Below are 25,834 nucleotides of genomic sequence, written 5' to 3'. Positions count from 1 at the left end.
CCCATGTGCGGAATTATCGGAATCGTCGGGAAGGATGAAGTTGCGGACCGGCTTGTCGATGGCCTGCGGCGGATGGAGTATCGCGGCTATGACAGCGCGGGTGTCTGCACGGTGCACGATGGGCAGCTCGTCCGCCGCCGCGCGGAAGGCAAGCTCAACAACCTGGTGGTCGAACTGGAGCGCAATCCGGCTCCGGGCTTGATCGGGATCGCGCACACCCGCTGGGCCACGCATGGCGCGCCGACCACCAGCAACGCGCACCCCCACGCCACCGGGGAAGTGGCGCTGGTCCACAACGGCATCATCGAGAACTTCCGCCCGTTGCGCGAGGCGCTGATCGCGCGTGGGCGCCGGTTCGAAAGCGAGACCGACACCGAAGTGGTCGCGCATCTGGTGTCCGAACAGGTCGAGGCGGGGGCTTCGCCGCAGGACGCGGTCCGGGCGGTGTTGCCCCAACTGCGCGGCGCGTTCGCGCTGGCCATCGCCTTCCGCCAGCACCCGGAAATGCTGATCGGCGCGCGGCTCGGCTCGCCGCTGGTGGTGGGCTACGGCGATGGCGAAACCTATCTGGGTTCCGATGCGCTGGCGCTTGCGCCGCTGACGCAGAAGGTATCCTACCTCGAAGAAGGCGATTGGGTCATCATCACGCGCGATGGTGCGCAGGTGTTCGACGTCGACAACAACCCGGTGAAGCGCGCGGTCGTCGCCTCCGGAGCGACGGCGGCCGCGATCGAGAAGGGCAACTACCGCCACTTCATGCAGAAGGAGATCTTCGAGCAGCCGATCGTCGTCGCCCAGACGTTGCGCAGCTACCTGCGCCGCGTGGACCAGACCGTCGCGCTGCCGCAGATCGATTTCGACCTGTCGAAGATCAACCGCGTCACGATCGTCGCCTGCGGCACCAGCTACTACGCCGGCATGGTGGCGAAATACTGGTTCGAACGCTTCGCGCGCCTGCCCGTGGACATCGATGTCGCTTCGGAATTCCGCTATCGCGATCCGGTGCTGGAGCCGGGCGGCCTGGCGCTGTTCATTTCGCAATCGGGCGAGACGGCCGATACGCTGGCTGCGCTGCGCCACTGCAAGGCGGCCGGGCAGACCATCGCCGTGGTGGTCAACGTGCCGACGAGTTCGATGGCGCGCGAGGCGGACCTGCTGCTGCCGACCCACGCCGGTCCGGAGATCGGCGTCGCCTCGACCAAGGCGTTCTCGTGCCAGCTTGCCGTGCTGGCGGCGCTGGCGGCGCATCTTGCGGCCAAGCGCGGGATGATCGACCGGGCCGAGGAAGCCGATATCGTCAACCAGTTGGCCGAAGCGCCGGCCGCGCTCAACGCCGCGCTGAGCCACGACGAGGAAATCGCGGCGATGGCGCCGCTGATCGCGCCGGCGCGCGACGTGCTCTATCTGGGGCGCGGCCCGGACTATCCACTGGCGATGGAAGGCGCGCTGAAACTCAAGGAAATCAGCTATATCCACGCCGAAGGCTATGCTTCGGGCGAGATGAAGCACGGCCCGATCGCGCTGATCGACGAAGCGGTGCCGGTGATCGTCCTCGCCCCCAGCGGGCCGCTGTTCGAGAAGACCGTCAGCAACATGCAGGAAGTGCGGGCGCGGGGCGGCAAGATCGTGCTGATATCCGATGCCGATGGACTGGCCGAAGCGGGCGAGGGCTGCCTCGCCACGATCGAGATGCCGCGTGTCCATCCGCTGATCGCGCCGCTTGTCTATGCGGTGCCGGTGCAGTTGCTGGCCTATCATGTCGCGGTGGCCAAGGGCACCGATGTCGACCAGCCGCGCAATCTCGCGAAGAGCGTTACCGTCGAGTAGGATCGAGCTCCCCCGCCGCTCGGTCATCAGGTTGTGCCATGATGCAGCAGGACATCGTCCGCTTGCGGTAGCCATGGACCTTGTCGCTGCCCGCGCGCCAAAGCGATCGCGATGCTCGGCAATGAACGCATAGAGCGCGTCCCGTTGCCTGCGAGCACTCAGAGACCGAGGAGATCGATTTTCCGCACCATGTCCGCGACGGAGATCGACTTGAGTTTCTTGCCGGCGCTCGATCGATGCATTTTAACGGTGACCTCGGTTATCCCGAGCTCATAGGCGATCTGCTTGTTCAGGAGGCCTCGCGCGACGCCCTTCAGCACGTCGATTTCTCGCGTTGTGAGTTCTTGCGCGAGCTGGCGGACCGAGTCACGCTCACGCTGCGCGCTGCGGCGCTCGCCGTCACGGCGAAGCGCATCCGTGACCGCATCAAGAAGCTCCTGCTCGCGGAACGGCTTTGACAGGAAGTCCAGCGCGCCTGCCTTCATGGCGCGAACCGACGTGGGAACATCGGCATGGCCCGTGATGAAGATGATCGGGATGTCGACGCCCTGGCTCGCCAGCTGCGCCTGCAGTTCGAGACCACTGGAGCCCGGCAGTCGGAGGTCGAGGACAAGGCAGGTCGGGCCGTCGGGCAGCGTGTCGCCCAACATCTCGTTGGTGCTGCCGTATGCAGTCGTCTGCATGCCGACCGACCCGAACAAATCCGTCAGGCTGTCCCTGATATCCTGATCGTCGTCCACGATCAGGATCATGGGCTCCTGAGAGGCGCTGCTGGTGGCGGCCGTTCCTGCTTCATTCAACAATGCGGCCTCCCGTCTGAACGTGCCCGAGGATGTCGGTTCGCAGCACGGAATGCCATCTAAGTGGCGGAGGCGCGAGGATACTTCGGTATGGGGGCGCGATTTCTGCGAGCCGCTCGCATACGGAGTTCGGGCGGGGCCATACCGGGGTAGGGCTGGCTGCTTCGCTCTCAAACCCCTTCCTTAAGCGGGAAGGTCCCCCTCTGGTGGCGGATCGGCGAGAAGGGTGAATGGGGTATGAAGGCAGCTGTTCTGAACGCCAACGAGGGCCGCTTCGACGTCGAGGATGTCCGGATCGATATACCCAAGGGCAGGGAGGTACTGGTCGACGTCAAGGCGTGCGGGCTCTGCCATTCCGACCTTCATCTCGCCGAGGCGAACTATGGTGTGCCCCTGCCGGCCGTGCTCGGTCATGAGTTGGCGGGCGTCGTTCGCGAAGTCGGACCGGACGTCCGCGAGCTAAAGGTCGGCGACCATGTGGTCGGATCGCTCGTGCAGTTCTGTGGTCATTGCGTCTCCTGCTTGTCCGGTCGCACGTACCAGTGCGAGCATCCCGAGGAGACGATGCGCGCGACGAGCGACGGTCAGCGGCTTACGAGGATGTCGGACGACAAGCCGGTGTACACCGGCTGGGGAACCGCCGCCTTCGCCGAGCAGGCGCTTGTCCACGAGAACCAGCTCGTGAAGATTCCCGAGGCTGTGCCCTTCCCGCAGGCCTCGATTTTGGGTTGTGGCGTGATCACGGGCGCGGGAGCGGCGATCAACTCGGCGGACCTCAAGACCGGGGACACCGTCGTCGTGATCGGGGTCGGGGGTGTTGGCCTGAACGCCATCGCAGGAGCGAAGCTTGCCGGTGCTTCGCATATCATCGCGATCGACAACCAGCCCGCGAAGGAAGAACTCGCCCGAAAGTTCGGCGCGACCGACTTCGTCAACTCGGGTGAACGGGACGCCGTCGCCGTGGTGAAGGAAATTCTGCCGCGCGGTGCGGACCACGCCTTCGAGGTGATCGGACTGCCCGTGACCACGGAACTTGCGGTTCAACTGGTCCGACCGGGCGGGACGGCATATCTCGTCGGCCTTCACCGTCCCGGACAGACCTTCCCCGTCGCCGGTCTTGACGTGATCGTGCGCCAGGTCGAGGTGAAGGGCGTCTTCATGGGATCAAGCAACATCAAGCATGACATCCCGATGTATGCGGATCTCTACCTGCAGGGTCGGTTCAATCTTGATGATCTCATCTCGCGTGAGGTGAACATCTCCGAGATCAACGAGGCATACGAAGACCTGAAGCACGGCGCGATTGCCCGCTCGGTCATCACCTCGTTCTGACCGGAAGCTTCGACGCGGAACTTCGCACGCATCCCGGCGCAAGTTCGCGGGCTGTTCAAAACCCCCTGCAGGAAATCGCGGGGCCGGCAGGGCGTGTTCGTTTGCGGCGAGATTTGCTCCAACCCTGTACACAAGCAGGTCAGGAACGGCAGCAGATTTTGAAAGCAAGGCGTCTGTAAAACCAGGAGCTAATCATCCGGACGTCGCAAGGCGCGTTCCAGACAGGCGAGCAGGTCGGCTGGATCGAATGGCTTTCTAAGGAAGCTGCTAGCTCCAGCGTCGGTGGCTTGCCGTGCGATGTCCTTGCTTGGAAAAGCCGTGATGAGGACGACGGGTACATCGGGCTGGGTCCGGCGAATATGCTTGGTGAGTTCGATCCCGCTCATGCCAGGCATCTGGACATCGCTCAAAACGCAGTCGGGCCGGCATTCCTCGTCGCGTACGTAGGCGTCGGCGTTCGCGAACGACTTGGTCCGATAGCCGAGGCTGTGCAGAAGGTCCTCTAACGAAAGGCGAACATCCTCGTCGTCCTCGATGACGCCAATCAGTGGAGACCCGAGCAACTCATTTCCTTCAATCGTTCGATTGGACCATTGATCTCACCGTCTCGCGTCGGCAAGGCTTACTGCATCATCGGGCTCGTTTTCCCCTCCATGGATCATGGAGAACGTGGGCATCACGCAGGTGAGGTCCATGGAAATCCCTTCCCGGCCGCGGTCAATGGGATCGATCGTCATCACGCCGTTAGGTCTTCCGACCGGTGATGCGCCGTAGGGAGAACCGGGAGAGTGACCCGGAAGATCGCGCCTGGCTGATCCGTCCGGTTCAGTCCGACGATCGTCCCGCCATGGGCTTCGACGAGGGTCTTGCAGATGCTTAAGCCCAGTCCGAGCCCCTCTGGGCGGGAGGTGTAAAAGCTGTCGAATATCCGGGAGATGCTCTCGGCGGGTAGCCCAGGGCCGTTGTCCTTTATCTCCAGCACGTAGCAGTCGCTGTGGTGATGGCCGGCAACCTGGATCGCAGGCCGGCGCGTCTGACTGTCCTTAAGTATCTGGACCGCGTTGAGAAGCAGGTTCACCAGGACCTGCTGGATCTGGATCGGGTCCACCTGAATGTGCTTCTGCAGGTCTGGAATATCGACGGACCAGGTGATCTTTCCCCTCTCCAGTTCGTGCCTGATGAATTGCATCGATTCCCTGACGAGGTCGACTACCGGAACGGTGACGGCGTTCGTTACCCGACGTGCCGCCATCCCGCGGATGCGATCCATCACGTCGCGTGCCCGGCCGGCTTGCGAGGAGATGCGGGTTATGGCGTCGAGAGCTGCTGCCACATCGGGAACTTCGCGTTCAAGGAACCGGGTCGCCGCCATCGCCGAGATCGAGATGGAACTGAGTGGCTGGCCCAGCTCGTGGGCGACAGATGCCGACATCTCGCCAAGCATGGAGATGCGTGAGAAGTGCGCGAGCTCTTCCTTCAGGCCGTCAAGGGCTGCACGCCTCTTGAGTTCCTCGGTTATGTCGATGAACGCGGCAAGCCAGACCCCATGTGGTCCATTCGGAACCCGCATCACCGCGGCAAAGATCGTGTCGAAGCCCGACCCATCAAGACGAATGGAGCGAGCCTGCTCGTGGTATTCGTGCTTTCCATCGAAATAGGCCGCGGAGACGTTCTTGAGAACCGGACACAGCGGATCGAAGAACCGGTGGGTGGGCGACCCGATGAACTCGCTTTTATCCGTTCCTCCGAACATCTCGACGGCCGCGTCGTTCAGATCCAGGAGGACGGCGCTGGTGAGCGCAGCCAGGTCCGCCGGACGTTCGGACAGGTAGGCCTTGAAATCTTCGACGCCGTTCTTGCGCAGTTCGTCCGCCTTGCGCGAACGCTCGCGGGCGTCAACGACGACGAACGCGATGGTGGAGATCTGCATGAAGATCTCATACCAACTCCATCCGGGCTTCTCGAACGGTTCGCGATGGCGCGGCGCGCAATCGTCGTCCTCCGAATTCCGCCTGCTCTTCCCGGAGATCGTCCTGTTGTTCCAAGGCACCGTGTCCGGGCTGGACATGCAGCCAGCGTCGGAGAGCCAGCCTGCCCCGTCGATCAGCGCGGGAGCTTTGCGCACCGGTGTCGAGGGGAGGGAAGGCACCTGATCTTTCCGGGGCAAGCCAAGGGCACCGGAGATGGACTTCGCAACGCTCTTGGATTCTCCCCGAGAGGACAAGGGTGGTTCTCCCTAGTATTCGCCTATTTAGCCAATATCCCGAGGCCAGTACCCTAGCGACCCATACGATCGCATGTAGTGACACTCCCGTCTGTCCGCCGCAGCACACGCGGAGGAAGGTGGGGTATCGGGTGCTAGGGCGGATTCTTTTCGTTGGCGTCGGCGTTGCGGCGTGCGGCTCGTCCGGAGGCGCGCTCGCCCAGGATGCCATTCCGGCCGGTGGGGACGAAGAGACACCCGCGATTGTCGTGACCGGGAGCAAGCTCGGGAGCGATCCTCAACGCCAAGCGCGGTCGCTGCAGATACTGAGCTCGGAAGATCTTGCATCGCGGGGGATTCAGGACGTGGCCGGGCTGGCCAAGGTGGTCCCAGGCCTGACATTCACCCGATCGACCTATGGGGTGCCCGTCTATTCCATTCGAGGGATCGGTTACTTCGACAACAGCCTGGCCGCTCCGCCAGCGGTGGCAATCTACATCGACGAGGCGCCGCTTCCGTACTCGGCACTGTCAACCGGAGCCGCGCTGGATCTCGCTACCGTCGAGGTGGCAAAGGGGCCGCAGGGAACGCTGTTCGGACAGAATTCCACAGGGGGGGCGATAAACTTCGTGTCCGCCAAGCCGACGGACCGCCTGAGTGTGGGCCTATCGTCGGACATCGACAGCTTTGGGCAGTTCACCAACGAGGGCTTCGTAAGTGGCCCCATCGCCGCGAATCTCAAGGTGCGGCTTTCGGCCAGATATGAACGCGGTGGCGACTGGCAGGAGAGCGATAGGACAGGAGAGAAAAGGGGAGGCAAGGACTTGCTGATCGCCCGCCTCTTGACCCAATGGAACCCAGCCCACAATCTGGATATCCTGCTGAACATCAACGGGTGGCGGGATCGGTCCGATACCCAGGCCGGACAGCTGGTGACGCTAAGGGGCGCGAGCCCGCCTCTACCTCAGGGCGTCCAAGGCCATCCTGCGGGCGTGCGCAACAACCGGTTGGCCGATTGGTCGGATGATGGCGCGTTTGCTCGTGATGCCGATTACTATCAGGCTTACCTCCGGGTGTTCTATCGGCTCGAGAACCTAGCCATCACCTCGATCACATCGTGGCAGGACCTGTCGCGTGACGATACGTCGGATTCAGACGGCACGAACTTTCAGCTTCTCCAGTCCCGGACCCCGGGGCGGGTCTCCATATTCTCCCAGGAATTGCGCGCGCGGCTCGAGCAGGGACCGGTCAAGTGGATGGTGGGAGGAAACTTTCAACGGGAACGGGTCAAGGATGAACTGGCTCTCACCATAAAGGACAGCAGTTTTCCGTTCGACGCCATTCAAACCAAGACGAGACATCGCAACCGTAGTTGGGCGGTCTTTGCCAATCTGGAGGTCGACGTCACGGACAGGCTGACTCTTGAGGGCGGCGGACGCTATACCGATGAACGCCGAAGGTTTCAGGGGTGTAGCTACGATAGTGGCGATGGCAGCCTTGCGGCTTATGTAGGCCGCGTGGCAACGACGCTTTCGGGAACGACGGTGAACATTCCCGCTGGCGGATGCGTGTCGCTTTCAGAGCGTCTCCTGCCCGCGGTCACCCACACGGAATTCTCTGATCGGAACTGGTCCTGGCGCGCCGGCCTCAAGTGGTCGCTGCGCCCAGCGATCATGCTCTACGCCAACGTGAGCAGAGGTCAGAAGAGCGCGGCATTTCCCACCGTCGCCGGAACGGTTGCAAGCCAGTTCGCGCCTGCGAAGCCGGAAACCGTCATTGCTTATGAAGTCGGTGCGAAGGCCACGGGCTTGGGAGGGCGCGTGCGCATATCTGCGGCTGCCTTCCACTACGACTACCGCGACAAGCAGGTGCGCGGAAAGACGATCGATCCCAACATTGGACCGGTCGGAGCACTCGTGAACATCACCCGATCAAGCGTTTGGGGAGGTGAGGTCACGGTGGACGCCGAGCCGCTCAAGGGGGTCGACCTCGCGGCCGGCATGAATCTGACAAGCAGTTCCATCCTGGGTCCATTTCTCGCCTATGACGCCTATGGCCGGCGCCGCGATCTTGGCGGGGAGCCGTTCCCCCTGACGCCGAAGTGGCAGCTGTTCGGCAATATGGGCTATCGCCGAACCGTTGGCAGCGGTGGCTCGGAGGTGTTCGCCGGCGCGAGTATCAAATACCAGTCGGGGACGAATGCGGACCTCGGAGAAATCGCTGCCCTTTGCCTCAACCCGTATGCGATCGTCGATCTGCGGGCGGGCGTGACTGTGAATGGGGGTTGGACCGTCCAGGCCTATGTCACGAACGTCGCCGACCAGAAGTATGGGACGTTCACCAGCACGGTCTCGCCTGACGTCAACGTGCGCTTCACCGGGATGCCTCGAACCTTCGGTTTGCGGGCGAGCTACCGTCTCTAGGTCGTAAACTTATAATCAGCAGGCTCGAGGTTTGGAGCAAAATGGCCCGGCGCAAGAAGGAGGGGTGCAGGAATATGTCGATATTTCAAACCACTCCGACGCCGCGCTGGGCCATTTTGGCCAAATCCCTACGGGACGTCCAAATGGCTTCCATCTCGAACCGAAAGGCGCTTGCAAAGGCAACCAGCCTTCGCGGCGCGCCTTTCGGCCCGATATGTTCGCCATTTGGACGCCTCGATCCTGCTGATTATAAGTTTACGACCTAGTACTCCGTACAGATCGCCATTCGGTCCGCGGTGCCGATACCTTGGTATGTATGGCCAGCTCGGGGAGGGTGGACCATTGTCGGCGCGTAAAATGGGGTCTGACTCAAATTCCGTGCAATCCAGGTCACGCTGGCGCCATAACTCTGGCTTTGAGAAGGTCGATTTTGGCGCGCCCGTACATCTGGCGCTTGATGGCCTTGAGGCGGTTGACTTTGCCCTCGACTTGACCGCTGGACCACGGCGTCGAGATCGCGGCGGCAACGGCGTCCTTGTCGGCTTCGACGCCGGCAGCGAACCCAGCAAGCTTGGTCTCGGCCGCCATGGCGATCCAAGGATCGAGCCGGGCCTTGTCCTTTGAGCGCATCATGGCGTGGAAGCAATCGAGAGCCTCGCGTGCGCTGATTAGCGCTGGCACGGCCTTTTCGATCACCGCGTTTATCAGGGCGGTCTGCGCTGATCCGGTGTCGCGCTCGGTGGTCATGCTGCGCGCGATGGTCCGTGCACTCAGCCCCGCACCGCCGGTGTGGCCAAGTTTTTCGTCGCGACGACGACGGGTCGCCCATTCGCTGACTACGCGCAGCGAACCGCCAAAACCGGAAGCCTTCAGCCGCCGCCACAGTTCAGCCCCAATCCGGCAGCCTGCATTCCACTCCGCCTCGAGGGTCAGCGACCAGACATCGAGCGAACTCTGGCGCGTGCGGAAGGTGTCGTGACGCTGGCCGCGCAGGACCTTGCGGATGGTCTTGCGCGACACGCCGGTCGTGCGTGCCATGACCCTGATCGGCACGCCTTGCCCGGCCAGATCGATAATCTGGCGGTTGAGGGCCTCGCGCAATTGGTAGCCATCCCACTGGATGCGCTCGGCACGGGTCAGGGTCGCCGGATCGACCGGCCCCGTCGGCGCCAGCGCGCGCCGCAAACATGGCATTTCCGAACGCACTGCCGCCAGAAATGCTGCCGAGGCGTTCTCGAACAGGTGCCAGCGGTCGGCCACCTGCTGTGCCTGCGGCGCCGCCTCGCTTGCGGCCGCACCATAACCCGGACCACGGTCGCGACAGATGATTTCGACTTGCGGGTTCTGGCGCAGCCAGGCGATGACCGTGTCGCGCTGACGATCGGGAAGCAGGTCGATCACCTCGCGTCGTTCGAGATCGACCACGATGCTCCCGTAGCTGTGGCCGCGGCGCCAAGCGAAGTCGTCGATGCCAACCACCCGCGCAGGTGGCGGCGGCACGGAGGCAGGATCGCTGCGTCTCAGAACTCGAAGCATCGTGTCGCGCGACCAAGGCGCCGACAGACGCGCCATCATGCGCGAGCCCGGCCTACCACCCAGCGCGACCGCCACCGCGCGCACTAGCGCGTCGCAACGACCCACCCTGCGGCCATATCGCCGGCCAACCGGCGGCGCCAGCGGCTCGCTGAACGTGCGCCTTGGACAAAGGGTATGCGTGCACCGAAACCGTCGAACCGACAGTCTCAGCCTGACGATGCTGCCGCTGACCGGCAAATCCGAAAGCATGCGGTCATATCGACTGTGGAGAGACGTCGATGGCATCGCGCAATCCGGGCAATCCGCTCCCACGGCCGCCAATCGGCCCGACATCTCGACGATTCCGTCGATCACAGTCCGGCTTTCCACGATTAATCCCGGTAACTGCAGGCTACTGTCCCATGCTTTCGAGGCCATCGACGTGTGCTCCTTGCTGACCCCCAATCCAGTTGGCCGCACACAGCGCAGAAATGTCAAATCTGCACGGAATTTGAGTCAGACCCTAAAATGAGCTGCCGATTTCCGGTATTGGGACTGAAGTTTGTCTGAATTCACGAAACTCGACATTGAGGGTGACGTCTCCGGCCGTGACGTCGCCTATCGCGCGATTTCGGGTTCAGGGCAGGTGGCACGGCAGAGCACGTTGACGAGCTCGGCCGTGCACATCGAATTTAATAGGAGAACCGCGCCGCAGCCGGTTCTTGAGTGGCTGTACCGGCAACCCGTCGCCACGATGATGTGCCTGCGGAGTGGCTTCTCCGGATACAATCTCAGCGTCGGCGGCTCGGCCGAAAGGAGCTACTCGCCGAGACGGCACAGGTTGTTCTACCTGCCTCCCGGTGCGGATGCCCAGGGGGACTACACCGTCGGAAACACCTGCAGCTACATCGCGGTGTTCTTTCCTGCCGAGCTGGCGGAGAACGCAGCGAGCGATCCGGTGATCGGGTTCGACGATCCGGCGATACGCCATGGCTTGGCCGACCTCACCAACTGGAGCGATGATCCCGGGTTTTCCATCATGGCGGAGGGTTGGACGCTTCAAACCGCAGCACGCCTCCGGCTGCGGAGCCTAAGGACAGCTCAATCACCGGATACCGTGCCCGAGCTCAAGCCCGATCGGCTCATCGAGTTCCTGCGATACGGCCATGTCGTCCCGACCCTGGGGGACATGGCGCAGGTGGCCGAGATGTCGCGCACGGAGTTCATGCAGTCGGTCTGGCAGAAAACGAAGCAGACACCGTTCGAGTATGCCGTGAAAATGCGGATGGAGGCGGCGGCCGCGCTTCTGAACGACAGAAGCCTTTCCATCGAGCAGGTCGCCTCGCGCTTCGGTTATGGATCACTGGAAGCATTCTCGCGCGCATTCGTCCGGATCTTTGACATGACCCCGGAGAAGTATCGCGCATACCCAGGGTGACGGCGTGCCGGTTCGGTCGTGTTCGCTCGATCATCTCGATCGCGCCGCGCCACTACCAGGGTATAGGTCGACCTTACAAAATGTGGCTGACAGGTTCCGTCGATGGTGATTTCGCGGGAACCGGAAAATCCTGAGTTCTACAGGCATGTGAATGGCAAGGCGCATGTGTCCACTCGAGCGTCGCCTTCGCTACGGCTTGAAAAGGTCGATCGCGTCAGCGACGAACCCGTCGTGGCCCGCTACCGTCAGCCCTGCCTTTCGCTCTTCATGTTCGATGCCGGATATCGGCACTTCAGCGTCGACGTGGCCGGCGAGGTCAGCAACGTGTCAAGGCCGCAGCGTAGCGTCTTCGCCTTGCTTCCCGCTGCTGAGGAGGTGCGTGGAGAGTTCCACGCCGTCGGGGACCGCTTCCGCTACAGCATTGCGTACATCGAAATCGACTTTCTCAGCGCAAGTGACCGTGCGCTGTTCGACCGCCCGCTGGTAGGGTTCGAGGATACCACCCTGCAGTGGGGGATGTCGGAGCTTGGGGGATGGAGTCATGACCCGACTTTCCCGCTGATGGCCGAAGGGTGGGCCCTGCAGTGCGTGGCGCGGTTGCGTGCGAAACTGGGAGATAGGAAACCGGGGGGAGCACGAAGTGGCGGGCTGGCCCCGGCTCGGCTTAAAATGGTCACCGATTATATCGAACACCGCATCCAGGAGAGCATCACGCTCCACGAGCTTGCCGCCATCGCGGGCCTGAGCATCCGTCAGTTCGCGCGCAGTTTCCAGGCGAGCAAGGGCAAGACACCCGCGCGCTACATCCACGACCGGCGATTGGGGCGGGCTCGCGAGATGTTGGCCATGCCGGGGTTCTCGATGACGGATGTCGCGTACGCCTGCGGCTTCTCCCACGCCCAGCACTTCTCCAACAGCTTCCAGCGTTCAACCGGTATGACGCCGACAGAATTCCGGCAGGCGAATGGGGGGCGATGCGACGCGGTCTGACCGCCTTCCCATTGCGACAGGCGCGCGTCTTCCTCAGGAGTTCTTGGGGGGGGACCCATACCATGTTATGGGATGTTCGGCTCAGCGCGCGATGCGAAAGCATGGTCGGGGGTGGAACATGCTGCGACACGACCGCATCGAAGATTGGCTTGGACTTCAAAAAGCGCCTTTCCCGAAGGCGCTTCACAGCATGAGTTGAGTGGCGGTTAGATGGCGGCAGCTATCCCAGCCGGTGCGCGCGGCGATGCGTTCTATCCCACCAGAGCATTCTGGCATCGGAGGCGCCGATCCAGCAGCAAGTCTAGCGGCCCCGGCGGTACCTCCAGATCATGCCGCGCGGGCGTCGCACAACGGAAAGGTCGCTCCGCGATCTTGGCCACCGAGGTGCTCGAGCACCAATTCCTGCAGTTCGCTCACGGCGGACGAGGCGGTGTAGCTTACGTCCATGATGCGTTTCAAAAGATGCCGTACACTTGCAACATCCAGTTCGGGCCGATCGAGAAGCTGCTCGATCAGAGAGGACTGGAGCACCGTGGCGCAAACCTTCTGCTGGACGTGATGGGACACTGCGATCAGCCGGTCCATCCCGTTCGCCGTCTCGAGATCGAAGTTCAGGTTCGCTTCGGAGATCGGCGGCAGGGCTATCATTTCCATCGTCGTGGTCTCCTTGTTTCGACTGTCTGGATAGCATCCCCCTTGGCGAGCGAATTGCAGAACAAGGACACGACATACGCGAAACGGACAGAAAGCGCGCAGCGGGCCGAGTGGCGATCGCCAACAGGTTGTCTGCGGTGACTGACAGCGCGGGCTCATCAAGGTCTTCTGAGGACAGCATCCACAACGCCGGGGGAAGCGACTACTATCGCGATGTCAGCGGAACCGTGTCTCTGGTGCCCAAGGATTCGCCATCGGTTCGCATCGAATCACTGACACGCCATTCCCGGGAACCGATAAGCTGGCTGCTCCGGCAACCCCGTGTCGCTCTCTATTGTTGGGATGCGGGCTTTCAGCGTTACGCGCTCGATATCGGAGGCTCGCGGGTCGAGACCGAGCGAGCTTCCGGGAGTCTCACTCTCATCCCCCCGGAACTGAAGGCTTCCGGCGAATTCTATTGCCACCCGACGACGCAGTACCGCGCTGCCTTCATCGACTTGTCCCTGTTCGAGGACAGAGGCCGCTTCACGCTCTCTCAACCGCTTGCCAGCTTCACGGACCAACCCTTGGAGAGGAGCGTGAAGGAACTGTTTGGTTGGCGTGACGATGCAACCTACAGCCTGATGGCGGAGGGGTGGGCGCTGCAGGCTGTCGCTCGCATTCGTCGCATAATGGACGGTGTCCACAAGCCGACAATCGTCAAGGGCGGTATCCCGGCGCCAGCGCTCCGGCGAGTCGAGGAATACGTCCACAGCCGGCTTCATGAGATCATCAGTCTCAACGAACTCGCTGGCATCGTCGGGCTGAGTATTCGGCACTTCGCCCGTGCCTTTCAAACCTCAACCGGAAAGACGCCGGCTCGCTTCGTTCAGGAGCGCCGCATATCCCGCGCGAAGGAGATGCTCGCCCACGAGCACGTTTCGATAACAGAGGTGGCGCTCGCCTGCGGATTCAGCCACGCACAGCATTTCTCGACGAGCTTCAGACGCGAAGTTGGAATGACACCATCGGAATTTCGCCACGCGCATAAGTCGTGAAAGCAAGGCTGAACGGGGATCCCCTGACCGGTGCCACCGTGGCGCCAATACCACGGTATGGTTCAACTGAACGGGCCAGGCGTTGTACGATGCTCCGATGACGACGGCTAACGCCGGCGCAGTGCTTCTTGTCGATTCGATCCGGCATGAGATGGTCGAGTATAAAGGGAGACCGTCTTTTGGTTGAATCGTCACCGCCCAATGGGTCGCCGCGGTTGATAGCGGTCGTCGATGATGACGAGGACGTTTCGTCGGCGCTCGGAAGTCTCATCGAGAGCATGGGCATCCACGCCATGACCTTCGGCTCTGCGGATATCTTTCTTGCTGACCGAGATCGGCGGTTCGATCTCGTTATCAGTGATGTACAGATGCCGGGGACAAGCGGTCTGGAGCTGGCGAAAATACTTCGTAAAGAGGCCGTGCCGCTGATACTGATCACGGCGTTTCCGAGCCCGGAGGTGAAGCAGCAAGCGATCGCGCAAGGCGTCCGTTGCTTCATGCGAAAGCCATTCGACCCAGACGAGTTGATCGACTGCATCGAGCGTATCCTGGCAGGCGACTTGTAGGGTAATCGCCATTGGGTGTCCCTTTCTCAACGTGGAATTGAATCATCATGGAGACAATCGGAAGAGATCTGCAGGAGATGCAGCGGACGCCGCTTCTGGCTGCTCATGTAGAGGCGCTCCGCAAATCGGGAGTGGTGAGGGAGTATCCGACGGGTGTCTTCGTCGCGCGGCCCGGTGAACCCGCGGACCGTTTCATCTATGTCCTTGAGGGCGAGATCGAGGTGGTCAACCCGCTCACCGATGAGCGCCACCTTCCATCCACACTCGGCCCGACACAGTTCATGGGCGAGATCGCGTTTCTGGACGGCGGCAACTGGTCGATGCTGTTGAGGACCGCGCAGCCGACACGGGTCATCGAAGTCGATCGGCAGACGATGCTGGGCCTGATGGCGCACATCCCGGAGATGTCGGACATCATCATCACGGTTTTCGCCGCGCGACGCCGCCGTCAGCTCGACACCCGGGATGGCGCTCTCATTCTCATCGGGGAAGACAGGGACCGGGCGATCCGCAGGATCGCGGACTTCGCGAGCCGGAATCGCATCCCTTTCACTTCGCTCGTGCCCGGCAGCGACGAAGCGGTCCTGGCGGCACGCAGCTGTTCGAGTACCTCAACGGAGCCGATGGTGATATTCGGGCGGACAGTCATCGAGGATCCGACGCCAGAACGTGTCGCTCGCCTGCTCGGTATCGGCCGTGAACTGGTCGATGACGAGGTGTTCGACGTCGTCATCATCGGGGGTGGTCCTGCCGGCGTCGCGGCGGGTGTCTATGCTGGCGCGGAGGGTTTGAGCGCCCTGGTGGTCGAGGACACCGCTGTCGGGGGGCAGGCCGGCACCTCTAGCCGCATCGAGAACTACATGGGGTTCCCGACCGGGATTTCGGGCGCAGACCTTGTCTGGCGTGGCGAAGTCCAGGCGATGAAGTTCGGAACCCGCTTCGTTGTTCCAAGGCGCGTATCCCTTCTCGAGCGTCTCGACGACGGCGACTTCTGCGCCACGTTCGACAGCGGGCAAGCTGTCCGCGCGAGGGCGGTAGTGGTCGCGACCGGCGTACAGTATCGACGCCTCCCAATCCGCGGTCTCGCCCAACTCGAGGGAGCCGGCGTCTACTATGCGGCGACGGAGAACGAGGCGCGCAGCTGCCATGGCGGTGACGTCGTTGTGATCGGTGGGGGAAATTCCGCCGGGCAGGCCGCCATGTATCTCAGCCGTTCGGCGCGCAGCGTGAGGGTGCTGGTCCGCGGAAGCTCGCTTGCGGCGTCCATGTCCAGCTATCTGTCGAGCAGGCTGGAGGCGGATCCGGCGATCACGATCGATTACGGCGCCGAGGTCGTCTCCCTCGAAGGGGACGAGCGTCTGGAGAGAATTTCTATACGGGATGTCGTCAGCGGGGATGAAAGGGTGGTGGATGCTTGCTCACTCTTCGTGATGGTCGGAGCTGCGCCCAACACGGACTGGCTGTCGGGGCTGGTGTCACTCGATGACAAAGGTTTCGTCGTCACGGGCGATGCCGCTGGCGCCGCATCGTCCTACGCGACCTCCTGTCCGGGCATCTTTGCCGTAGGCGACGTGCGGGCCCGCTCGGTCAAACGTGTCGCGTCTTCGGTGGGCGAGGGATCGGTGGTGATCTCCCAGGTCTGGGACTTTCTCAATCCGAGCCTCGGTCGCTAGAGTCAGGACGCGAAGTTCGCAATACCAATGTATGAGCGCCCTGATCCGGTAGGGCGGTCCCATCGCTTCCCCTTCGCGGCTACATTGCTTGCAGTGAGCACCACCCGCACGGGAAAGGTAGCGCCAGCGACACGAAGTTTTCGGATCGCCGGAGGCAAACCGTCCTCGCCAGGTCCTCGACCCGTGGTGCGGGTGAGAGTGGAGGAACGCACAATGAACCCGAGCATGCTGCATCCTTCGGGGGAGGTCCTGGCGGATTCCGAGATGAACCATCGGATCGCGAACAATCTCGCGCTCATCGCCGCGATCGTCGAACTCGATGGGCGCACCGTCTCCGACCCGCAGGCAGCGATCGTGTTGGCGGCAACGCAGCGCAGGATTCACGCCGTGGCCAGCGTCCATCGGGCGCTGTACCGCGAACCCCTGGCGGAGACCGTCAATCTCGGCGTTTTCCTCGATGAACTGGGCGATTCCCTCCGCGCCCTGGTGTCCGATGGCCGGGACCGCCGGACAATCACGGTCAAAGCCGACGACTTTGACCTTCCCAACGAACATGCCGCCGCTTTCGCGATCATGGTGAGCGAGCTGGTGGGAAATGCCTGCAAGCACGCCTACCGCGTGGACGATCCCGGCGAGGTACGCATCCTTTTCGACGCAACGCCATCCGGAGACTGGCGTCTGGCGGTCGAGGACGATGGTGTTGGCATTGGTCACCTCAATGGCGGAGAGTGCGGACTGGGTTCGCACATCATCCAGGCTGTCTGTAAGAAGCTGGGTGGTCAGCATGCATGGGAGGCGTGCTACCCGGGGACCCGTTTCATGATGTGGACGGGAAGCAAGCCAAGGCGAGCTCGGAGTAGCAACGCGATGACAATGGTTGGCGAGATTCTCGATGCAGAGCACGCAGGAACCTGGAGTTCGAAAGGGTGAGTGATGAGGATTGACGAGAAGCGCGACGAAGCCATTGCGGAGAAGACAGGCAGCGGGCGGTTTCAGCTGGCGATCACGGCCGGCGGCGCGCATTTCATGGCAGATGAGCCGGTGGAGGTTGGCGGCCTGGGATCCGGGCCAAGCCCCTACCAACTGCTGGCGTCGGCGCTCGCGGCCTGCACAACGATGACGCTACAGCTCTATTCTGAGCGCAAAGGCTGGGATGTCAAAGTAAGGTGCACCGCTGTCGGCCATCGCCGCGATGAGGCGTCGAACCCACCGGATATTTTCACGCGCAGGATCGAGTTCGATGCCGACATTGATCCGGCCAGGAAAGCCCGGCTCCTGGAGATTGCCGATCACTGCCCCGTCCATCGCACGCTCATGCGCGGAGCGCAGGTAGTCACCATGGACGGGGCTCTGCCGAGCGCGGCCCCGGCGACGAGTCACATGGCCGACATGGAGGCCTTGATCGCTGTCGGTCGCGGCTCCTTCGACTTCACCGAAACGAATTAGGGCAGGCTGAACCGCGCCGGGTTTGCCGCAGGCTCGGCAACATCGCGCCTGCCGAAGCCGAAGATCAATGTTATACTGCCGCCACCACACGCGCGATGGCAGCCGCAGACCCGGCGCGGTTCAAGGACGTCTGTCGTCTCATCGCAGAGCCGTTTCCTCGTGTCTCTGCGAGACGTCCGAAAATCCCGATTGTCGCTCAACACCCGCTTACCATTGTTCAAGGTTTGCGCGGTAAGGCGAAGGCGTGCAAATGCCGCCGTCGCTCTCGATTCAGACACTGCCACGCAGTCTGCCGGTCATGGCCGTTCTTGGCCTTGACGAACCGGTCGAAGGCGATTGGGCAAGGCTGCGCGGCTATCAGTATTTCAGCGCATTCCGTCGTATGTATCTGAAAGTCGGCATGAATGTGCTGGCGGCGCTATTCCTTGCCTTCGTGAGTTTCGGGGCAACGCCTCCTCTCTTCATCCTTGGCTGGATGGTTCTCCTGGCCGCTGTGCTGCTTCAGGGCATGCGCCTGGATCGGGGGCTGGCCGACGCCGACCGCCGCCGTTTGACCAGGCCGGAAATCGTCCGCCACGCGCTATGGATCGTGGCGCTGGCCTTGATCTGGACGCTGCCGCTGGTTGTGTTTCCCCTGTTCGGACATGTGGACCGGCTGGCGCTGTGGATGGTGATGACGGTGATCATTGCCGGCATGGCCTATGCGCTGGCCGCGGTGCCGCTGGCGCCGCTGCTTTTTGGCGGCATCGTGGGCATTACCGGCGCGGTCATGTTCGTGTGGTCCGGTCAGGTCGTGAATGGCGGGCTGGCGCTGGCGTTCGTGACGATCGTTTCCGCCGGCAGGATCGAGGCGGCACGTGCGTTCCTGAACGCGCGCGTGGCCGAAGCCGGCATGGCCGAAAAGGGCGAGGTGGTTTCGCTTCTGCTGCGCGAATTCGAGGAAGGCGGGGCGGACTGGCTGTGGCAGATCGATACGGCCCGCCGGGTCCGCGCCGCATCGCCGCGTTTTGCCTTCGCGCTCGGCTGCGAGCCGGACGAGGCAGATGGCAAGCCTCTGATCCAGCTGATCGCCGGACCTTCGTGGGATAGCGGGCAATTCCATTCCAGCCTGCACGATCTGGCGGAACGCCTGAAGCGGCGCGAAAGCTTCTCCAACCTCATAGTCCGTGTCACCATCGATGGTGGCCACCGGTGGTGGGAGCTGTCGGCATCTCCCAAGGTCGACGAGAATGGTGGCTTCGCCGGCTTCCGCGGCGTGGGTTCGGACGTGACCGAACAGCGCGAAAGCTCCGAGAAGATCGCCTATCTCGCCAGCTACGATACGCTGACCGGCCTGCCCAACCGGATGATGGTGACCGACACGCTGGGCGAAGCGATGGCGGACGCCGACAAGTGGCGCACGCGTTGCGCGTTCCTGATGATCGACCTCGATCGTTTCAAGGCTGTCAACGATACGCTGGGGCATCTTGTGGGCGACCAGTTGCTCGCGCTCGTTTCCGAACGGTTGCGCAAGCTGATGACCGACAACGAACTGTGCGGCCGGCTGGGCGGCGACGAATTCGCCATCGTCCTTCGCGATGCTTCGGATACGGATCGCATCGCCCATGTCGCCCAGGCGGTGATTCATGCGCTGTCGCAGCCGTATCAGGTAGACAGCCACACCCTCTATGTGGGGGCGAGCGTAGGTTCCGCCATCGGACCGCGCGACGGCGCGACCGTGGAAACGCTGATGCGCAACGCCGATCTGGCGCTTTACCGGGCGAAGGACAGCGGCGGGGGGACGCATTGCAACTACGAACCCGCGCTTCATGCCCATGCCGAGGAACGCCGGCAGCTGGAATTCGCGCTGCGCCGCGCGCTGGAACGGAACGAACTGCACCTGACCTATCAGCCCGTGGTTGATGCCACGAGCGAACAGCTGGTGAGCTTCGAGGCGCTGCTGCGGTGGAACAGTGCCGAACACGGCATGATCAGCCCGGCCAAGTTCATTCCGCTGGCCGAGGACACGCGGCTGATCGTGCCGATCGGCGAATGGGTGCTGCGCATGGCCTGCCTCGAAGCGGCGCGCTGGCCCGATCCGATCAAGATCGCGGTGAACGTGTCGGGCGAACAGCTGCTCGATCCGGCCTTTGCGGACACGGTGGTCAGCGCGCTTTCCGCCAGCGGGCTGCCGCCGCACCGGCTGGAGATCGAAGTCACCGAAAGCATCTTCGTGCGCGATGGCACGACCGCGCAGGCGACCCTGCAGCGCATCATGGCGCTGGGCTGCGGCGTGGCGCTGGATGACTTCGGTACCGGCTATTCCTCGCTGGGGTACCTGCGGCAGATGCGGTTCTCGACAATCAAGGTCGATCGCATCTTCGTGCAGGGCGCAGCGCGGAAGAACGCGGAAAGCCTGGCGATCGTGCGCGCCGTGGTGGCCATGGCGGACAGCCTGGAAATGTCGACCACGGCCGAAGGCGTGGAGACCGAGGAGCAACTGGCGGTAATCCGCGCGCTTGGCTGCAAGAAAATCCAGGGGTATTATTTCGGCCGCCCGATGCCGGCGGAAGATGCGCGCGCTCTGTTCGCGCCCGCATACCAGCAGCACAGCGGTGGCGCGGCCGCCTGAGCCAGCCTACTTGAGCCAGGCGACTTGAACCAGCCTGCCAGAGCAGCCGTCAGGCGGTGACCAGCCCCCGCACCACGCTTTCGAACAGCACGCGGCCATCCGTGCCACCCTGCGCCGCTTCGATCATGCGTTCGGGGTGGGGCATCATGCCCAGCACGTTGCCGCGATCGTTGAGCACGCCGGCGATATCGCGCTGCGAACCGTTGACCGGTTCGGCATAACGGAACGCCACGCGGCCTTCGCCTTCCAGCCGGTCAAGCGTTTCGGCATCGGCGTAATAGTTGCCGTCATGATGCGCGACCGGGATATGAATCCGCTCGCCTGCATCGTAGCCGGAGGTGAACAGCGACTGGCTGGTTTCGACTTTCAGCGCCACTTCGCGGCAGACGAAGCGGATGCCGGCATTGCGCATCAGCGCGCCGGGCAGCAGGCCGGCTTCGGTCAGCACCTGGAAGCCGTTGCACACGCCCAGCACCGCCACGCCGCGTTCGGCGGCGCGGACCACTGCCTGCATCACCGGCGACCGCGCGGCCATCGCACCGGAGCGCAGATAGTCGCCATAGGAAAAACCGCCGGGCAGGGCGATGAAGTCAAGACCATCGGGCAGATCGGCATCGCCGTGCCACACGCGGTGGACGGTGCCGCCGCTGATCTCCTCGATGGCGACCGCCATGTCGCGATCGCAGTTCGATCCGGGGAAGGTGATGACGGCGGCCGTAAAGGACATCACGCGACCCTTTCGATCCGGTAGTTCTCGATCACCATGTTGGCGAGCAGCTTGCGCGCCATGTCGTCGAGCGCTTCGTCGGTGACGGTTGCGTCGACATCGAGTTCGATCATGCGGCCGGCGCGGACATCGTTGACGCCCGAGAAGCCGAGGCCTTCCAGCGCATGATGGATCGCGCGGCCCTGCGGATCGAGCACGCCGTTCTTCAGGCTGACATAAACGCGGACCTTCATCGGCGGCGGGCCTTTCGCATCAAACGGAGGGATTGGGACTCGTCCGCGCCTATGCCCCCGCACGGCGCGAAGGGCAAGGTCCGGATGGCGGTGCGTGGGGACGGAAACAGGCGGTGCGCGGTCCGGGCAAAGAAAACGGGTGCCGGCAATCTTGCCGACACCCGTTTTCTTGGCGTTGTCCCGGGGGACAGCCGTCAGGCCATCAGAACTTGTATCCGGCCGAGATGCCCCATTCGCGCGGGCGGCCATAGGCGCCTTCGGCCAGGCCGAAACCGGACGAGGCGTTGCCCGACAGCAGATAGAGCGTGTTGGTGAGGTTCGTGCCGAACGCCGAGAACGTCAGCGCATCGTTGGCGAAGGTATAGCTGAAGCGCGCGTTCAGCAGGCCATAGCCCCCCTGCGTGATGATCGGCGTGTTGGCCACGTCGTTGTAGATGCGGCTGTACATCGTGTAGTCCACGCGCAGGCGCGCGTCCGATCCGTCGTTGAAGCCATGGCTGACTTCGGCGCCGGCCGAAACGGTCCATTCGGGCGTCTTCACGAACTTGCTGTTGACCGTGATCGGCAGGACCTGCGTCGGGCCAAGGCCCTGGCCGACGCTGGTGTAGCGGGCGTGGGTGTAGCCCACCGCCAGGTTGGCGCTGAACCAGTTGGCCGGGCGCATCACGGTTTCCAGCTCGAAGCCGTCGATTTTGCCCGAAGCCGCGTTCGCCACGAAGTTCTGCGGCGTCTGGTTCACGGTCAGCTGGATGTTCTTGTACAGCGAATGGAACACCGCGAGATTGGTGGTCAGCGCGCCGTCCAGCCACTTGGCCTTCACGCCGCCTTCATAGGTGTCGAGCGTTTCCGGCGCATACTGGGTCACTTCCGCCGCGCTGTCGAGCGGACGGCCGTTGAACCCGCCCTGCTTGAACCCGCGCGAGAACGAGGCGTAGAGCAGGATGTCGTCGGTGGCCTTGAAGTTCAGGCCGAAGCGCGGCGTGAACTTGTTGAACGTGGCTTCCTTGGTCACGTCCACGAACTTCACGTTGTCGCGCTGACGCACGTTGATCGAGGTGAAGACCTTCTTGTCCGAGGTGTAGCGCGCGCCGACCGTGACCGACAGACGGGGGACGATCTCGAAATCGGCCTGACCGTAGAACGCGATGCTGCGGTTGTTGGTGTAGTTCTGGATGAACACCGCCGGCGAATAGGGCGGGGTCGCGGCAAGCGGCGGCCACAGGCCGATGGCGAGGTCCGCCGTGGCGATGTCGCTGCCCTTTTCCTTGAAGTAATAGCCGCCGACGACGAAGCTCAGCTTGTCGTCCAGCACCTTGCCGCTGGCCTGAAGCTCCTGGCTGAACTGCCACTGCTTGTCGCGGTTGGTGGTCTGGCGGAAGGTGAACGGCGTGTTGTCACCATCGCGCGTGAAGTAGGCCTTCATGTCGCGGTAGGCGGTGATCGACTTCAGCGTGACCTGGCCGAGTTCGAGCGCCACGGTGCCCTGCGTGCCCCACAGGTCCAGATCGTTGCGGTTCGGGCCACCGGCCCAGGTTTCGAACGGGCTGGCGGTGATGTAGCTGGCGTTCAGCGTCTTCTGCCCGTTCGGCGCGGTGATGCCCAGCGTGGGCGCAACGAAGCGGTTGTAGTTGGTGAGGAACGGCGTGCCGGTGATGCCGGGGACGTTGGCCACCGCCAGCAGATCCGAAGGTGCCGAGTTTTCGCGCGCGCGGGTATAGTCTCCGCCGATGTCGATCGTCAGCGTGTCGGTGGGCGCGAGACGCAGCGTGCCGCGCACCATCTGGGCGTTGCGGTTGCCCTGCGTGCCGCCATCATAGAGCCGCTTCACATAACCATCGCGGTTGAGCGTCGCGCCCGAAAGGCGCAGCGCCACCTTGCCTTCGACCAGCGGGATGTTGACCGCGCCCTTCACGTCGATGCGGTCGAAGCTGCCATAGGTCGCTTCGAGCTTGCCTTCGAACACGTCGAGCTTGGGGCGTGCGGTGGTGATGACCATGGCGCCGCCGATGGTGTTCTTGCCGAACAGCGTTCCCTGCGGGCCGCGCAGCACCTGCACCGAGGCGATGTCCACCGCATCCATAACGCCGCCGATCGAGCGGGCGTAGTACACGTCATCGACATAGAAGCCGACGCCCGGATCGGAGAAGATCGCGAAGTCGTTCTGGCCCACGCCGCGGATGAAGACAGTGGCGTTGTAGTTGCCGCCCGAAAGCGCGGCGGCGCCATCGAAACGGATGTTCGGCGTGAAGCGCGCGACCTGGTCCAGCGTGTCGACGTTGCGGGCGGCGAGCGCATCGCTGCCGAACGCCGTCACGGCGACGGGCACGTCCTGCAGGCGTTCGTTGGTGCGGCGGGCGGTGACGATGATGTCGTTGGTGCCGGCATCGCTGGCGCCGGCTTCGGCCGACTGGCCTTCACCCGATGCCTGGGCAGTTTGTGCCTGTACGGTGAACGGGGTGGCGAGAAGCGCCGCGCCCGTCATCAGTTTCCATGCGACCTTGCGCATTGTCAGATCCCCTCTTTGGTGTTGGAGTTGGTAGTGAAATCAAGCGTGCTGGCCCGCACCCGGGCGAGCAGGACGCGCAGCGTTTCCCGCTCGGTTTCGCTAAGGCCGCCGAACGAGACCGCATCGGCGCGCAGCGATGCCATGCGGAATTCCTCATAGAGCGTCTCGCCGCGCAGCGTCAGGTGGATGCCGCCGCGCCGAGAAACACCTTGCTGGCGCGGCGCAACCGCGCCCAGCGCGGTGAGGGCGTTGACAACTTCCATCGCGCTGGCACGGTTGATGCTGAGCGCGCGGCCCAGTTCGGCCTGCCGGCATCCAGGATGGGTGCGAATGTAAGCCAGCGCCGTGGCGCGCGTGGCAGTCAGGCCCAGTTCGGCCAGCATGCCCCGGATCAAGTCCATCGCGAGAACGTCGGTCGCGTGCAACTGGTAGCCAAGGCGCGCGCCGATATCGCCGAAGAGCCCGGTCCCGGGGTTGGCATCAGGAATGGCTTCCGTTTTGGCGGCGGATCTGCCTGGCATCCTTCAATCCCTTGCGCGCTGTCTCGTGGCAGCTGGTTTGTATGGAAGACATACAAGTGCGAGGTAGGCGTGCCAATTGTTTTGTATGGCGGCCAGACAAACTACGGAAAAGGTGTGGCCAATCTGCCGCACCGATCGCGGCGATCAGGAACGCGCGGCGCCCCGGCAGACCGGGGTCGCCTGCCGGGGTGTCGCCTTTCATCTAACTCATAATATTACATTTATTCTGTGTAGTTGGCGCGTAGCGCGGTAATGTCGGCGTCGGTAAGGCCGATTTCCTGCTTCAGATAGCCATCGACCGAACCCCAGCGCTTCTCCACTTCATCGAGCGCGGCCAGGAGGAACGGGGTGCCGTCCGCTTCCATCAGCGGCTGCGGCTTCGCCAGTTCGGGCTTCGACTGGTAATAGGAGAACAGTTTTGCCGCGTAGTTATCCGGGAAAGCGGCCGGATCGAAACGGGGCATTTCGTATTCCGGGCGGCGCAGCGCGGTGGACGCGAGATAGTCCTTCACGATCACGTCGCGCGGGGTGCCGAGCGCGGACAGCACGATCGCGGTAACGAAGCCGGTGCGGTCCTGTCCGGCCGAGCAGTTGTATTCGATCGGGCCTTCGTTGCGCTTGAGCAGGTCGAACACCAGCCGCAACTGCGGGGTCAGCAGCACCGGCATCCCCCGATAGACTGCGCTGCCGTTGGTGGGGGTGGCGCCGGAAGCCGCCATCAGCCGCTTCATGCTGTAGCCGACGGCGGTGTAGCGCACGCCGTCGATCCGGGTGGGGGCAAGCTGGCGTTCCTCGTCCGAGCGCAGGTCCACCATGGCGTTCAGGCGCAGCGTGCCGACCGTGGCGAGGTCGGCGTCGCTCAGAAGCGGGGTCGCGCCCGCGCGGTAGATCATGCCCCAGCGCACCATTTTGCCGCCGGCGGCCGGATAGCCGCCGATGTCGCGGAAATTGGAACCCTGTTCGAGCGGCACGACGCGTTCGACCGCGCGGGTTACGGTGCCGGTGGCGCGATCGCGCACCAGGAACCAGCCGCGCGCGCCGGCGGGCACGGTGACGGTTTCATGGCCGTCGCGATCGTTGGCGGAAACCGGCGTGGCGGTGGCGACGGTGGCATCGGGCGTATCCGCGCGGAACACGTCGGCCGCCTTGATCCCGGACCAGCGCACATCCACCGTGGTCGGAGCTGTACGGATGACCTCGACGCGCTGGCCGGTCTGCGCCAGCGCGGGGGCGGCCAGGGCCATGGCGGCCAGCGCGGTGAGGCTCCAGAGCGTGCGGAAACGGATCATGGCGGTCATTCCTGTTGCGGCATCCTGATGCGCGCGCGTTAGG

Annotated in this window: 23 protein-coding genes; 12 read left to right on the top strand and 11 right to left on the bottom strand. The window is 63.3% G+C overall.

All coding sequences use genetic code 11. From position 1 onward, the window contains the following. Window positions 1-3 precede the first annotated feature (3 nt). Complete coding sequence (gene glmS / locus F1640_RS01650; RefSeq protein WP_194917402.1) at window positions 4-1,827, top strand: glutamine--fructose-6-phosphate transaminase (isomerizing); 1,824 nt, start codon at window positions 4-6, stop codon at window positions 1,825-1,827. A 158-nt stretch (window positions 1,828-1,985) separates the two neighbouring features. Here the strand turns inward: glmS and F1640_RS01645 are convergent, their stop codons facing one another. Then, complete coding sequence (locus F1640_RS01645; RefSeq protein WP_194917401.1) at window positions 1,986-2,579, bottom strand: response regulator transcription factor; 594 nt, start codon at window positions 2,577-2,579, stop codon at window positions 1,986-1,988. Window positions 2,580-2,864: 285 nt separating this feature from the next. Between F1640_RS01645 and F1640_RS01640 the strand changes: the two genes are divergently transcribed. After that, window positions 2,865-3,959, top strand: a complete 1,095-nt coding sequence (locus F1640_RS01640; RefSeq protein ID WP_194917399.1) for a Zn-dependent alcohol dehydrogenase — start codon at window positions 2,865-2,867, stop codon at window positions 3,957-3,959. A gap of 188 nt (window positions 3,960-4,147) precedes the next feature. Here F1640_RS01640 and F1640_RS01635 read toward each other — a convergent pair whose 3' ends face one another. Genes F1640_RS01635 through F1640_RS01625 form a run of 3 tightly spaced genes read right to left on the bottom strand, consistent with a single transcriptional unit; the run spans window position 4,148 to window position 5,889 of the window. Beyond that, window positions 4,148-4,522 carry a response regulator gene (locus F1640_RS01635; RefSeq protein WP_194917397.1) on the bottom strand — a complete coding sequence of 125 codons (375 nt, stop codon included), beginning with the start codon at window positions 4,520-4,522 and terminating at the stop codon, window positions 4,148-4,150. 36 nt (window positions 4,523-4,558) lie between these two features. Beyond that, window positions 4,559-4,696 (bottom strand): hypothetical protein, encoded by a 138-nt coding sequence (locus F1640_RS01630; RefSeq protein ID WP_206694605.1) that lies wholly within the window; start codon window positions 4,694-4,696, stop codon window positions 4,559-4,561. Further along, the gene (locus F1640_RS01625) at window positions 4,696-5,889 is read right to left on the bottom strand and encodes a sensor histidine kinase (protein WP_194917394.1); all 1,194 of its coding nucleotides are present in this window, start codon (window positions 5,887-5,889) and stop codon (window positions 4,696-4,698) included. Before F1640_RS01625 ends, F1640_RS01630 begins: the two co-directional genes overlap by 1 nt. Here F1640_RS01625 and F1640_RS01620 point away from each other — a divergent pair. Beyond that, window positions 5,888-6,112, top strand: coding sequence for a hypothetical protein (locus F1640_RS01620; RefSeq protein WP_194917392.1), 225 nt, complete (start codon window positions 5,888-5,890; stop codon window positions 6,110-6,112). The two genes, F1640_RS01625 and F1640_RS01620, sit on opposite strands and share 2 nt — an antisense overlap. 190 nt (window positions 6,113-6,302) lie before the next feature. Beyond that, on the top strand, window positions 6,303-8,585 hold the full coding sequence (locus F1640_RS01615; RefSeq protein WP_194917391.1) for a TonB-dependent receptor domain-containing protein: 2,283 nt from the start codon (window positions 6,303-6,305) through the stop codon (window positions 8,583-8,585). Between the two features lie 390 nt (window positions 8,586-8,975). Here the strand turns inward: F1640_RS01615 and F1640_RS01610 are convergent, their stop codons facing one another. Then, window positions 8,976-10,538 (bottom strand): ISL3 family transposase, encoded by a 1,563-nt coding sequence (locus F1640_RS01610; protein WP_194917272.1) that lies wholly within the window; start codon window positions 10,536-10,538, stop codon window positions 8,976-8,978. A gap of 124 nt (window positions 10,539-10,662) precedes the next feature. Here F1640_RS01610 and F1640_RS01605 point away from each other — a divergent pair, with 124 nt between their 5' ends. Both F1640_RS01605 and F1640_RS01600 read left to right on the top strand, forming a co-directional pair. Further along, on the top strand, window positions 10,663-11,538 hold the full coding sequence (locus F1640_RS01605; RefSeq protein WP_194917389.1) for an AraC family transcriptional regulator: 876 nt from the start codon (window positions 10,663-10,665) through the stop codon (window positions 11,536-11,538). 102 nt (window positions 11,539-11,640) lie between these two features. After that, a complete protein-coding gene (locus tag F1640_RS01600) occupies window positions 11,641-12,528 on the top strand; it encodes a helix-turn-helix domain-containing protein (protein WP_194917387.1) in 888 nt (295 codons plus the stop codon). A gap of 327 nt (window positions 12,529-12,855) precedes the next feature. Here the strand turns inward: F1640_RS01600 and F1640_RS01595 are convergent, their stop codons facing one another. Next, complete coding sequence (locus F1640_RS01595) at window positions 12,856-13,182, bottom strand: hypothetical protein (protein WP_125956018.1); 327 nt, start codon at window positions 13,180-13,182, stop codon at window positions 12,856-12,858. A 110-nt stretch (window positions 13,183-13,292) separates the two neighbouring features. Here F1640_RS01595 and F1640_RS25755 point away from each other — a divergent pair, with 110 nt between their 5' ends. The 6 genes from F1640_RS25755 (at window position 13,293) to F1640_RS01565 (ending at window position 20,515) form a co-directional block, all read left to right on the top strand. Then, window positions 13,293-14,219, top strand: a complete 927-nt coding sequence (locus F1640_RS25755; RefSeq protein ID WP_125956016.1) for a helix-turn-helix domain-containing protein — start codon at window positions 13,293-13,295, stop codon at window positions 14,217-14,219. 179 nt (window positions 14,220-14,398) lie between these two features. Beyond that, on the top strand, window positions 14,399-14,785 hold the full coding sequence (locus tag F1640_RS01585) for a response regulator (RefSeq protein ID WP_206694604.1): 387 nt from the start codon (window positions 14,399-14,401) through the stop codon (window positions 14,783-14,785). A 47-nt stretch (window positions 14,786-14,832) separates the two neighbouring features. Next, complete coding sequence (locus F1640_RS01580) at window positions 14,833-16,458, top strand: FAD-dependent oxidoreductase (RefSeq protein WP_194917385.1); 1,626 nt, start codon at window positions 14,833-14,835, stop codon at window positions 16,456-16,458. Window positions 16,459-16,671: 213 nt separating this feature from the next. Beyond that, the gene (locus F1640_RS01575) at window positions 16,672-17,388 is read left to right on the top strand and encodes a sensor histidine kinase (RefSeq protein ID WP_194917384.1); all 717 of its coding nucleotides are present in this window, start codon (window positions 16,672-16,674) and stop codon (window positions 17,386-17,388) included. A gap of 3 nt (window positions 17,389-17,391) precedes the next feature. Then, window positions 17,392-17,904: an OsmC family protein gene (locus F1640_RS01570; RefSeq protein WP_194917381.1), complete on the top strand. Its 513-nt coding sequence runs from the start codon at window positions 17,392-17,394 to the stop codon at window positions 17,902-17,904. Between the two features lie 250 nt (window positions 17,905-18,154). Then, window positions 18,155-20,515, top strand: a complete 2,361-nt coding sequence (locus tag F1640_RS01565) for a bifunctional diguanylate cyclase/phosphodiesterase (protein WP_223806720.1) — start codon at window positions 18,155-18,157, stop codon at window positions 20,513-20,515. A gap of 49 nt (window positions 20,516-20,564) precedes the next feature. On the opposite strand, the gene purQ is transcribed toward F1640_RS01565, so the two are convergent. The 5 genes from purQ to F1640_RS01540 form a co-directional block, all read right to left on the bottom strand. Continuing rightward, complete coding sequence (gene purQ / locus F1640_RS01560) at window positions 20,565-21,242, bottom strand: phosphoribosylformylglycinamidine synthase subunit PurQ (RefSeq protein ID WP_124810286.1); 678 nt, start codon at window positions 21,240-21,242, stop codon at window positions 20,565-20,567. Further along, complete coding sequence (gene purS, locus F1640_RS01555; protein WP_124810287.1) at window positions 21,242-21,475, bottom strand: phosphoribosylformylglycinamidine synthase subunit PurS; 234 nt, start codon at window positions 21,473-21,475, stop codon at window positions 21,242-21,244. The genes purQ and purS overlap by 1 nt, the downstream gene beginning before the upstream one ends. Window positions 21,476-21,677: 202 nt before the next feature. Next, complete coding sequence (locus F1640_RS01550) at window positions 21,678-23,981, bottom strand: TonB-dependent receptor (protein WP_194917379.1); 2,304 nt, start codon at window positions 23,979-23,981, stop codon at window positions 21,678-21,680. A 2-nt stretch (window positions 23,982-23,983) separates the two neighbouring features. Beyond that, complete coding sequence (locus tag F1640_RS01545; protein ID WP_255530158.1) at window positions 23,984-24,502, bottom strand: MarR family winged helix-turn-helix transcriptional regulator; 519 nt, start codon at window positions 24,500-24,502, stop codon at window positions 23,984-23,986. Window positions 24,503-24,723: 221 nt separating this feature from the next. Then, entirely contained in the window at window positions 24,724-25,791 is a 1,068-nt protein-coding gene (locus tag F1640_RS01540; RefSeq protein ID WP_255530157.1) for a tyrosine-protein phosphatase, read from the bottom strand. Window positions 25,792-25,834 lie beyond the last annotated feature (43 nt).

This window comes from Novosphingobium sp. NBM11, assembly GCF_015390225.1.
Classification (GTDB): Bacteria; Pseudomonadota; Alphaproteobacteria; order Sphingomonadales; family Sphingomonadaceae; genus Novosphingobium.
The sequence above is the reverse complement of the archived record's forward strand: the minus strand, read 5'-3'. Positions and strand labels throughout refer to the sequence as shown.